Source organism: Maribacter litoralis, assembly GCF_902506355.1.
GTDB lineage: Bacteria > Bacteroidota > Bacteroidia > Flavobacteriales > Flavobacteriaceae > Maribacter > Maribacter litoralis.
The window spans coordinates 531,215-542,943 of the sequence record NZ_LR733271.1 but is presented as its reverse complement, the minus strand read 5'-3'; the positions used below and the strand labels follow the sequence as shown (position 1 = coordinate 542,943).

Below are 11,729 nucleotides of genomic sequence, written 5' to 3'. Positions count from 1 at the left end.
CAATGCTTAAAGAATATATATACATAAATAAAGTACAATTGTTAAAGCAAGTGGTCACTTTTGTGGTACTTAGCTTTGGGGTACTTTGTTATGGCCAGCAAGACGCTCAATATACACAGTATATGTATAACACTATTAGTGTAAATCCTGCATATGCCGGTTCAAGAGGACATATAAGTATTGGTGCATTGCATAGGTCTCAATGGGTAGGTCTAGATGGTGCACCTACCACGCAGACTTTTAATGCTCATTCGCCTATAGGTTATAGAGGTGTAGGCTTAGGTTTATCAATAGTTAATGATGAAATTGGTCCAACTTCCGAAACAAATTTTGATATCGATTTTTCTTATACTGTTTGGACATCTACCGAGGGTAGATTAAGTTTTGGTTTAAAAGCTAGTGCTAACCTATTGGATATTAGGTTTTCAGAATTAAATCAATATACAACAGATCCAACATTACAGCAAGATATCGATAATAGGCTTTCACCCAATATTGGTGCTGGGGTCTACTATCATACGAACAAGTTTTATGTAGGCTTGTCCGTTCCTAGGTTCTTGGAGACCACACATTTTCAAGGGTCTAATTTATCTACTGCGAAAGAACAGATGAACCTTTATTTGATAACAGGTTATGTTTGGGATTTAAATGAGTTTTTGAAATTTAAACCCGCATTACTTACCAAAGTGGTTCAGGGAGCACCCTTACAGGTAGATTTATCAGCAAATTTTATGTTGAACGACAAATTTATTTTAGGTGCGGCCTACAGGTGGGATGCTGCTTTCAGTGGTATGGCAGGGTTCAATGTCTCCAATAAATTCTTGATAGGAATAGCCTACGATAAAGAAACGACCGAACTGGGTAATACAGCTTTTAACGATGGATCGTTCGAAGTTATTTTTAGGTATGATTTCATCTCAACCAAGAACAATTTAAAATCTCCACGTTTCTTCTAGACTTTTCTTTTTATATACATCATTACGTTAAATAAGTTAAACGCCTTATTTTTACGTTATGAAGGAAGAACAGGTAATTCTCGTAAATGAAAATAATGAGCAAATAGGTACAATGCCTAAAATGGAAGCCCATGAAAAGGCGCTTCTACATAGAGCTTTTTCTGTATTTATTGCGAATGATAACGGCGATATTATGTTGCAGCAACGTGCGGCATCTAAATATCACTCTCCCTTATTATGGACCAATACATGCTGTAGCCATCAACGTGTTGGGGAGTCTAATATTGAAGCCGGTAAAAGACGACTACAAGAAGAAATGGGGTTTCAAACAGAATTAAAAGAATTGTTTTCTTTTATCTACAAAGCACCTTTTGATAACGGATTAACCGAGCATGAGTATGATCATGTAATGTTAGGCACTTATAATGCCGAACCGAACATTAATAAAGATGAAGTAGAAGCATGGAAATGGATGTCTCCAGAAGCTGTAAAAGAGGATATTTCTAATAATCCGAATGCATATACAGCTTGGTTCAAAATAATCTTTGATAAATTTTACGAACATCTTTTTAATATGCCTGCATAATTATGAAAGTAAAAGTTAGTAGAAAGGCGCATTTTAATGCAGCACATAGGTTATATAGAAAAGATTGGGAAGATTCTAAAAACAGCAAAATTTTTGGAAAATGCAATAACCCCAATTTTCATGGACACAATTATGAGATGATAGTAAGTGTAACTGGAGAAATTGATCCAGAGACCGGCTTTGTCATGGATATGAAGGTGTTAAAAGATTTGATCAAAGTAGAGATTGAAGATTATTTAGACCATAAGAACCTTAATATAGAGGTAGATGAATTTATAAGTCTAAATCCTACGGCAGAAAATATTGCGGTCGTTATTTGGAAGAGACTACGACCACATATTCATAAAACAAATGAACTAGAAGTAGTGCTATATGAAACACCTAGAAATTATGTGACATTCTCTGGGTAGTCAAGTATTTATTTGTAAGAAAAATCTTTAAATTACGTTATTAATTCAATAGACCAACAAAAAAAAAAGCAATGATACATCCATTAAAATTTAAACCCATTTTAAAAGAAAGACTTTGGGGAGGTACTAAATTAAAAGAGGTTTTTGGTAAACCTATTGAGAGTGATATTACCGGTGAAAGCTGGGAGTTATCTACTGTACCTGGCGATATTTCTGTGGTTGCCAATGGTAGTTTAGAGGGTAAATCTCTACAAGAACTTATAGACTCCAATGCAGAAGAATTATTGGGAAAAAGTGTAGTTGAGCGCTTCGGAAAGGAATTTCCTATTTTAATAAAATTCATAGACGCCAAGCAAGATCTATCTATTCAGTTACACCCAAATGATGCATTGGCAAAAGAACGTCATAATTCGTTTGGTAAGACAGAGATGTGGTATATAATGGATGCAGACCCTAAGGCTGAGCTTATTGTAGGTTTCAATAAAGATGTTACCAAAGAAGAATATGCTGAAAGTGTTGCTAATGATACCCTGCTTGATCTTCTTAATTATGAGCAAGTTAAAGAAGGGGATACATTCTTTATTAACACCGGTAAAATACATGCGATTGGAGCAGGGGTGATGTTGGCGGAAATTCAACAAACTTCTGATGTTACTTATCGTGTTTTCGATTTCAATAGAAAAGACAAAGAAGGTAATTTGCGCGAGTTACATACAGATTTGGCCCTTGATGCCGTTGATTATGAAAAGAAAGATGATTTCATAGTTTCTTATGACAAAACTAAGAATGAAGTAAATACAATGGTAGATTGCCCGTATTTTAAGACCAACTTCATAGAGTTAACCGAAAATTTAGATTTAGATACGGCGCAAAGAGATTCTTTTACCATTTACATGTGTGTTGGTGGTGAAGCTAAGATTAGTACTGCTGAAGGAGAAGTGTCAATAAAAAGTGGAGAAACAGCATTATTGCCGGCATCTACACAAAAAATATCTTTACAATCAACAGGAGCTAAATTACTTGAGGTTACTATTTAGGCTGTAATTAACAATACGGCAAATCAAAAATTGTACTTTTGTAAAAAATAATTAGAAATGGCAAGTATTAAAAATTTAAAGAAAGACATAAATAATGTTCTTGGTGGTATAATAGAAGGTGTTGATATAGTTGAAGCAGCTAACGGTACAGCTACATATTCAAAAGAAGGTTTGGCAATTATTGACGAAGTTTTTGTAGCCTTTGATGAGCTTATCGCTAAAATCAACAAAAATGATGTTGAGAATAAAAAAGCGCATTTCAAAGAAGTTAGAAATGATTTGGAAACCAAAGCAACTAAATTGGTAGAAGACTTAAACAATTTAGCTTAAGTCAAGATTTCTTTAAAAAAATAAAAAGCATCCTAAATATTTAGGATGCTTTTTTAGTTGTACCAATTTGGTAAGTTTTAATTAATCCTTCCCAAGAAGCGAAGCTAGTTCTTTACCATATTTAGATGCTGCAACCTCTGGCGATAATACACTGTAAATAGAATCTAAATACTTTGTATTGGCGTCTGGTATTTCCTTTAACGCAACATAAGGCGCTATATAAGAAGATTTGTTGTTTAGAGCATAATTGATGGCAAATGCATAACCACGTTGTAAATTTCTATTACTGATATTTTCTAAGGAGTCAATACTAATTTGACTGACGTCACCATTGGCTTGAGCGGCCTTCATCATAATCTCAATATTCCTCTTATTGATGCCAGACATGGTTTCTCTGTATTCCTCAAGTTTTTCTTGGGTTTCTGAGCCCGATATTTTTGCAGTGGTATCAAACGTGTTCCAATCTGAATTTATGGTCATGGTACCTGGTTCTGCAAAAAAGGTAATGCGATCATTGATATCGTTGTTATCTTTCTTATCTAAATACAGATAAAATATCTCGGGACTCGTTAATTTGGTTTTGAAAGAAAAATTGCCGTCTCCGTTTATAGCAACGGAATCTACAGTAATCAAAACCGAATCAGGTACATGCTGTAAGTAAAGCGTTCCTTTTTTTAGACCTTTTATTTTACCGTTTACAATTAACGTCTCCTCAGCGTTATCTCCACATGAACTCAATGCCAATAATGCGGCAACAACTAATAATATTTTCTTCATTCTTATAATTTAGGGGGCAAATATCTATAAAATTTGATAATTAAGAACGCCCACTTTTTAATTTGTTAGTAACTATAATCGGTTTATAAACTTGATGCCACTTCCATTAAATATGCACAGAGCAATGCACCGCCTGTTCCCACTACGTAGCCTAATACTGCCAATAGCACACCAACCGAGGTCAACGAAGGGTGAAATTCAGCAGCAACTACCGGAGCAGAAGCAGCACCACCAACATTGGCTTGACTACCAACTGCTAAAAAGAAGTACGGAGCTTTTATGAGTTTGGCAACCAATATCATTAATCCGGCATGTATGGAGATCCAAATAAAGCCAACCGCAATTAATCCGGGATTTTCAAGCACTTTTCCTAAATCCATTTTCATACCTATGGTGGCAACCAGTATATAAATGAACATTCCTCCAATTTTACTGGCTCCCGCTCCCTCATAATTTTTCGCTTTCGTAAAAGAAAGGGCTATGCCTAAACCGGTAGCAATGACCACCATCCAGAAAAATCCGGAACCTAGGAAAGATAGAAAACTCTTTTGATCACTTACAGCATCAAAACTACTCGTTAAATATGTACTCATGTAATCCCCAAAGAAATGTGCGATCCCCACTGCGGTGAACGCTAACGCAAGCATGATCATATAATCGTTCAAAGTGGGTACACGGGTTATTTTTTCCGTAAACTCCGTCACCTTTATTTTAAGGGTTTCAATGGCTGAAGTATCTGCCTTTAACCAGGCATCTATTCTTTTTGTTTTGCCCACTCCCAATAATACAATGGCCATCCATACATTGGCAACTACGATATCGATCAATACCATACCGCCATATTTTTCTGGGTTGTATTGAAAAATTTCTAGCATAGCTGCTTGGTTTGCCCCGCCACCGATCCAACTTCCGGCAATTGTAGATAAGCCCCTCCAAATGGCATCGAAATCATTTCCGCCAACGGTATCGGGTGAAAATATAGAAACGATAAGAATAGCAATGGGTCCACCAATAATAATACCTGCACTCCCTGTCAAAAACATAACAATAGCTTTGGAGCCGAGGTTTGATATTGCCTTTATATCAATACTTAAGGTCATAAGCACCAAGGCTGCTGGCAGTAGATATCTACTTGCCATAAAGTATAGGTTAGAGATTTCATCAGAAACGATACCTGTACTTGTCAATATAGCCGGTAGTAAGTAACACATGAGTACAGCTGGGACAATGGAGTAAAATTTGCTCCAGAATCCTGTTTTAATGCTAGAGGTGTAAAAGATGAAACCTAAACAAAGTGCCAATAGTCCAAAAACTACGGTGTCATTTGTTATTAAGGGTTGTACAAATAGATAGGGCATAAAATTATAGGTAAGATTCAAATATAGTTAATTCACCAAGTTTTCTGCAATGAAATGGGCTACGCCATCGTCGGTATTTTTTAAGGTAATATAATTTGAGATGGCTTTTACTTCGTCTCTTGCATTGGCAACGGCTACACCACAACCAACATTTGCAAGCATATCAATATCATTATAATTATCGCCAAAGGCTATTACCTCTTTTAAGGTGATATCTTTATGTAATAGAAGCTCAATGGCAGACAGTTTTGAAACCTCTTTTGGAGCAATTTCAATTAGGGTATCGTTAGAACGGTACAGGTTAAGTACATCATCAAATTTATCCTTAAGAACTGGCATTAATGTATCTGCACTTTCTTTTGTGCACATGAGCATAATTTTGTGTGCACCTACTTCTCTTTTCTCCCAATTGGCTAAGGTACTTTCGGTATCTTGAAATATGGGTGTTGACTTAGTATATTTCGTCTCTTTCTCTACACGTAAGCTTGATTTGGGTACATACCATTCATTATTAAAATATAAACCCAGGTCAGCTTCTAAGCCTTTGCATAGGCTATAACATTCTTTTAATATAGGAACAGGAATGAATACCGATGTAAGTTCGGTGTCACCAGATAAAACCAAAGCTCCATTATAGCATATTATAGGCTGATCGGTAATACCTAAACTTTCTTGTATATAACGCATACCACTTGGCATTCTTGCCGATACAAGAATAACCTTGGTTTCATTTTTTATTTTATTGATTTGTTCGATTGCAAATTTTGAAACATCGCTTTTAGAAGATAACAAGGTACCGTCTAAATCTGAACAGAGAATTTTATACTTCATTTTAAATATTTAACCAGTAGGTTAGTTTTAAGTTTATAGAACGATATTTGGGTTCAAACGAATTAACAAAGTAATTGTCATTGTATACTATGAACAAATCGGACAATGGGGCAAAACGCCACTGCAGTCTTGAATTAAAACCTAAATTATCTCTCTGATTGCTATATTGTACCAGTGTTGACCAAAATATAGATTTGCTAAAGGTAACATCTATTTTAGGACTTATCAGCCAAATATCTGTACTTGAATATGGTTGTGGCAGTGAAATTTTATCATAATTCATAGCTAAGGATAAGAAGACTTTTGGTTGAAACCTCAAGAACATTTCTGCACCTAAAGAAAATCTATCTCCATTAAAGAAGCTGCCAATGGTGGGTTCGATACTATAGGCAAATCTTTTTCTACTATCAGATTGATATTCCAATGAAACAAAATTATAATGGTAGCCCAGCAGGCCTGGTAACGGTAGTGCATCATCTAAATTTGTTGGGTCGAATTCTTCAAATAGATAGGTGTATGAGTGTGTAAAAGATACATTGATTTCCGATTGGTCGTTGAATTTAGATTCCCACGCACCCATTAAATCATAGTCTGTATGTAAAAAATCATTTTGAGGGCTCCAGGTCAGAACAGGGAAAAACTGAAAGCTATGACTTTGTAAAGCGCTATCCTCTGGCCAGAAAACACGCTCAACCATTGTTGCGGTCTTAAATATATCCGTTCTTCGAATAAAACCTAGGTCTGATCTAAAATCTTCACCTATATAGACTAAGTCTTCAAAAAAGTTCCAGTTTCTAGAATTATACTGCATAAATGCCCCGGAAGAAAGATTTGCTTTTCCAGCATTGTGCGCAAAAGATTTATGAAGATAAAATTTACCGTTCCAAATGTTATTGTCCGATATTAAATTGTAGTCAATACCGGCAACCCTATTGTAGCGATCTTCCGCATCTTGAAACTCGTAATCTTTAAAGGTTTGTCTGTTGATAAAGAACATACCAATATTTGAACGCCCGAAAATATTTTGCTGCAAGGCCAGCATGGTGTTGTTGTTAGAGGCTATATTTTCATCGAGGTCTTCAGCAGTCTGTAGGTTTAAAAACCCCAATCTAAGGTCATTGGTTACTTTTCCACTTAACCGTACTCCGCCAATAATTTTATTTTCAATGGTATTATCGGCTGTGTCCTTAGCTATACCTATGCGTCTAGAGAAAAACGGATTAGCATCTCTGCCACCACCAAAACTGCCAAATAAATCGCTATTATCAATGAAGAACTGTCTTTTTTCAGGGAGGGAAACTTCAAAACGCGTTAGGTTCGTAATCTGGTCATCGACTTCTACTTGAGAAAAATCTGGGTTTATGGTGACATCTAAATTCATACTATTGCCTATAGCAATTTTGGCATCACCGCCAACGTTTACTTTAGTATTTGAATCATCAAGTTCAAAATCTTTTTGAGATCCCATATTTACGTATGGTATTACAGTGAGCGGAGTTCTGTATTTACCCAATGGCTGTTCAAATATCATGTCGCCCATAAAAGTAAGCCCGTAAATATTCTGATTTTGAGGAATGTTCATCCAGGTGCTGTTCTCATTAGATTGGGTATCAAACCTATAACTGTTGAATCGCCATTTTGTCTCACCTTCTTTAAACTTAAAAGCAGTTAAAGGAATAACCATTTCAGAAGTATAGTAATCGTCGTAAATTTTAGAATCTCCTCGCCACTTAACATCCCAAGAAATGGTAAATCCGTTAAGGTTTAGACCACCTCCCGAAACAAGACCTTCACGACGCACACCATAAGGATTGATACCAAATAAAAATGCATTGTTACCGTCATTGAACGTATCAAAGAGTAAGGTAATGTTATCACTGTTTCCAGCTCTAAAATCGCGCTTTAAAGATTGAATGGAATAGTCTTTACCAGCAGTGTAAATGGTTATGCCTATATATATGTTCTTGTCATCATAGAGCATTTTAATTTCTGACTGCTTTTTAGATTGTACGGTATCTAAGGGGAAGTATTGCCAAAATTTATCTGCTTTATCCGCATCGGTCCAAATAGGTTCGTCAAGAATACCATCTGGCACTATGGCTGTAGTTATTTTTTTTACAACAAAAGATTTATTGATGGTTTGGGCATTTAAAACAATGCAAAAAAGCATAAGTACAAGAGTACTTAGATATTTGGTCATTTTGGTAAAAGTTTGGTAGTCAACCAAATTTAGGTTTTTGTTTGTTAAAAAAGTTGTACTTCTGGAATAAAAACACAAAATATTTAACTAAAAAGGAATTTAAAAATCGTAATTATTTTACCCTTTAAACTTTTTACTCTTCTTTTTATTTGGATTTTTAAAGAGACGTTTAAAGAATCCGTCACGTTTTACAGGCTCACAATTTAAGGCTTCTTGTACTGCTGCAGATGGTGTTGAAAAGGTAGCTTTTGTGTAGCTATCAAACTGTTTATCTTTATTCAGTTCTTTCATCCATAGTCCAAATAGGGGAAGGGCGGCGTTGGCTCCTTGTCCTATGCTTGTATTGCTAAATCCAATTTCATGTTGATCAAGACCTACCCAGGTTATATGTACCAGTTTAGGATTAAGGGCTACAAACCAAGCATCTTTATTATTTTGGGTAGTACCGGTTTTACCCGCAATATCATTTTTGAGTCCGTATGTATTTCTAAGTCTCGCAGCTGTACCACTGTTCACGGTAGATTTCATCATTTCAATCATTATTTGAGCAGTTTCTTTTGAAAATGCCTCTTTCTCGTTCAATTTGGATTCAAACTCCACTAAAACCGAGTCTTTATGATTGGAAATACTTTTTATCAAATTTGGTTTTATATGCTTACCATAATTGGCATAACTGGTGTAAGCCTGTGCTAAATCAATAATTTTTAATTCGCCCGTACCAAGTGCAATAGAAGCTTCTTTAGGTAACTCACCTTCAATGCCCATTTTTTTCGCCATTTGAAGAACGTTTTCAATACCTGCCTTTTCTAAAACTTTTACGGCAATGGTATTGATCGAGTTGCTAAGCCCTTCTTCCATAGAATAGTTGAGGTAGGCTTCATCCTTATCACCAGAATTAGATGGCGACCACCCTTTTAAATTATCGTATTCTATTTCTTCTGCAGAGAAATAGGTGCAGGGAGAAACGCCCTGATCTACGGCAGTAGTATAAACTATGGGTTTAAAGGTAGAACCAACTTGACGTTTACTTTGAGAAATGTGATCGTATTTGTATTGTTCAAAATTGATGCCGCCTATCCAAACTAAGATATCCCCGTTTGTTGGGTCTACAGCTAAGGAACCCGTATTTAAAAATTTGGTATAGTGCTGAATACTATCCATGGTACTTGCCATTTGTTCTTCGTCACCTTGCCAAGATTTTAAAGTTCTTAACTGTTTGTCATTAGAAAGGCTATCAATAATTTGTTTGTGCGATAGCCCCGCTTTTTGTAATCTTTTATATAACGGAGTTCGCTTGGCTATTTTCTCCATTAATTTTTTATCCTTTAACCACGGAGCGTTGTTACCATAACTTTTTTCAAAAGAGCCTTGAAGCTTTGTCATGTGATCGATCATAACTTCTTCGGCCAATTGCTGCATCTTATAGTTTAGGGTAGTGTAAATTTTGAGTCCCGAGGTGTAAATATTGTAGTCCGTATCCCCTTCATTTTGCTCAGCGATCCATCTTAACATCTCCTTTCTAACCTCTTCCCTAAAATAAGGGGCTGTACCAGCATTGTAATCAAATTCTCGGTAGTCAAGATCTAGACCTTCTTGAGAAAATTTGGTTACCTGTTCTTCAGTAATAAAGTCATTGTTGTACATGGCACGTAAAACCAAATTACGTCTGCCTAAACTTTTTTCTGGGAATATTCTTGGGTTATACCCATACGTAGCTTTTAACATACCTACCAAAGTTGCGGCTTGTGGTGCAGAAATATCTTTGGTTCTGGTATTGAAAAATTTTAGTGCGGCACTCTCTATACCAAAGGTATTATCGCCAAATGAAACCGTATTAAGGTAGTTGGTTATAATTTCATCTTTGGTGAAAATTTTTTCCAACCTTTTGGCAATGATCATTTCTTTGATCTTATTGACAACTATATTTGTTTTATTTCTTTCTTTTCTTGGGTACAGGTTTTTAGCCAACTGCTGAGTTAGTGTACTACCTCCGCCCGAAGAGTTATCTCCTAAAAGTATGGTTTTAAAACCTACACGAACAAGACTTCTAATATCAATACCAGAGTGTTCGTAGAATCGTTCGTCCTCAATGGCGACTAAGGCATGAATTAAATGCTCAGGAAAATCCTCATAAGCCACCGGTTGCCTATCATATAAATAATATTTACCGATCAGTACACTATCTGCGGTAAAAACTTCTGATGCCATTTGATACTGAAAGTTGGAAAGCTCCTTTTTAGAAGGAATTTTTCCCCATAATCCAATATTAATACTACCAATAAATAGTATAAACAGCGCAAAAAGACCCAGAATACCCAAACCTATTTTTTTAAGTATTCCTTTTTTTCTGAATGTTTTACTAGACTTCTTTTTCATCATTGTTGCAAGTTCTAATATAAATTTAATCTTACCAAGTTTTAACAATACCTTAAATTTCGATGTGCTATTTTTGGGCAAAATTTCAACAATGAAGAACATTCTTTTTTTATTGGTATTGGCTACGAATATCACATTTGCCAACGATATGTTTTGGTCTAAAACTGGTCATAGGGTAGTGGGTGAAGTTGCTGAGCAACATTTGACCAAGAAAGCAAAAAAAGCGATCAACGATTTATTGGGAGGCGAAAGTTTAGCTGCCGTTGCCAATTTTGGAGATGAAATAAAATCTGACCGTACCTATCGTAAATTTAGCGCTTGGCATTACGTAAATATTCCTTTCGGTAAAACTTATGATGAAATAGAGAAAAGTGAGTACGGAGATCTTGTACAAGGAGTAAATACATGCGTAGAGATAATAAAAGATAAAAATAGTAGCAAAGAGGATAAAGCTTTTTACCTTAAATTTTTGGTGCACTTAATAGGTGATTTACACCAACCAATGCATGTTGGTAGGGCAGAAGATAAAGGAGGTAATGATATACAGTTGCAGTGGTTTGGTAACGGAACCAATTTGCATAGGGTATGGGATTCTAATATGATAGATGAAAACGGAATGAGTTTTACCGAGCTGGCGACCGAGTATCCTAAAATGTCTAAGGAGCAAGTAAAATTTCTACAGAGCGGTACTTTGCTTGATTGGGTCGAGGAATCTCATTTATTAGCAGAGAAAGTATATGCCTCAGTAGAGGTTGGTGAAAAATTAAGCTACCGTTATAGTTATGATTGGTGGCATACTGTAGAAGATCAGTTACAAAAGGGCGGCGTAAGGTTGGCTGCGGTTTTGAACGATACTTTTAAGTAATTT

At 35.8% G+C, this 11,729-nt stretch carries 11 protein-coding genes; 6 read left to right on the top strand and 5 right to left on the bottom strand.

Annotation, left to right across the window (positions count from 1 at the left end):
• The first annotated feature begins 2 nt into the window (after positions 1-2).
• The 5 genes from EXIGUO8A_RS02210 (at position 3) to EXIGUO8A_RS02190 (ending at position 3,319) form a co-directional block, all read left to right on the top strand.
• Positions 3-956, top strand: coding sequence for a PorP/SprF family type IX secretion system membrane protein (locus EXIGUO8A_RS02210; protein ID WP_159301777.1), 954 nt, complete (start codon positions 3-5; stop codon positions 954-956).
• 58 nt (positions 957-1,014) lie between these two features.
• Positions 1,015-1,542 carry an isopentenyl-diphosphate Delta-isomerase gene (gene idi / locus EXIGUO8A_RS02205; RefSeq protein WP_116769906.1) on the top strand — a complete coding sequence of 176 codons (528 nt, stop codon included), beginning with the start codon at positions 1,015-1,017 and terminating at the stop codon, positions 1,540-1,542.
• Positions 1,543-1,544: 2 nt separating this feature from the next.
• Positions 1,545-1,952: a 6-pyruvoyl trahydropterin synthase family protein gene (locus EXIGUO8A_RS02200; protein WP_159301776.1), complete on the top strand. Its 408-nt coding sequence runs from the start codon at positions 1,545-1,547 to the stop codon at positions 1,950-1,952.
• A gap of 74 nt (positions 1,953-2,026) precedes the next feature.
• Entirely contained in the window at positions 2,027-2,989 is a 963-nt protein-coding gene (locus EXIGUO8A_RS02195) for a type I phosphomannose isomerase catalytic subunit (RefSeq protein ID WP_116770181.1), read from the top strand.
• A gap of 57 nt (positions 2,990-3,046) precedes the next feature.
• Entirely contained in the window at positions 3,047-3,319 is a 273-nt protein-coding gene (locus EXIGUO8A_RS02190; protein WP_159301775.1) for a hypothetical protein, read from the top strand.
• Between the two features lie 81 nt (positions 3,320-3,400).
• Here EXIGUO8A_RS02190 and EXIGUO8A_RS02185 read toward each other — a convergent pair whose 3' ends face one another.
• The 5 genes from EXIGUO8A_RS02185 to EXIGUO8A_RS02165 form a co-directional block, all read right to left on the bottom strand.
• Positions 3,401-4,096, bottom strand: a complete 696-nt coding sequence (locus tag EXIGUO8A_RS02185; protein WP_116769903.1) for a DUF4369 domain-containing protein — start codon at positions 4,094-4,096, stop codon at positions 3,401-3,403.
• An 83-nt stretch (positions 4,097-4,179) separates the two neighbouring features.
• A complete protein-coding gene (locus EXIGUO8A_RS02180) occupies positions 4,180-5,454 on the bottom strand; it encodes a DUF819 family protein (protein WP_159301774.1) in 1,275 nt (424 codons plus the stop codon).
• Between the two features lie 27 nt (positions 5,455-5,481).
• The gene (locus tag EXIGUO8A_RS02175) at positions 5,482-6,285 is read right to left on the bottom strand and encodes a Cof-type HAD-IIB family hydrolase (protein WP_159301773.1); all 804 of its coding nucleotides are present in this window, start codon (positions 6,283-6,285) and stop codon (positions 5,482-5,484) included.
• 1 nt (position 6,286) lies between these two features.
• Entirely contained in the window at positions 6,287-8,485 is a 2,199-nt protein-coding gene (locus tag EXIGUO8A_RS02170) for a DUF5916 domain-containing protein (protein WP_159301772.1), read from the bottom strand.
• Between the two features lie 117 nt (positions 8,486-8,602).
• Positions 8,603-10,864 (bottom strand): transglycosylase domain-containing protein, encoded by a 2,262-nt coding sequence (locus EXIGUO8A_RS02165; protein ID WP_159301771.1) that lies wholly within the window; start codon positions 10,862-10,864, stop codon positions 8,603-8,605.
• An 88-nt stretch (positions 10,865-10,952) separates the two neighbouring features.
• On the opposite strand from EXIGUO8A_RS02165, the gene EXIGUO8A_RS02160 reads away from it, so the two are divergent.
• Complete coding sequence (locus EXIGUO8A_RS02160) at positions 10,953-11,726, top strand: S1/P1 nuclease (RefSeq protein WP_159301770.1); 774 nt, start codon at positions 10,953-10,955, stop codon at positions 11,724-11,726.
• Positions 11,727-11,729 lie beyond the last annotated feature (3 nt).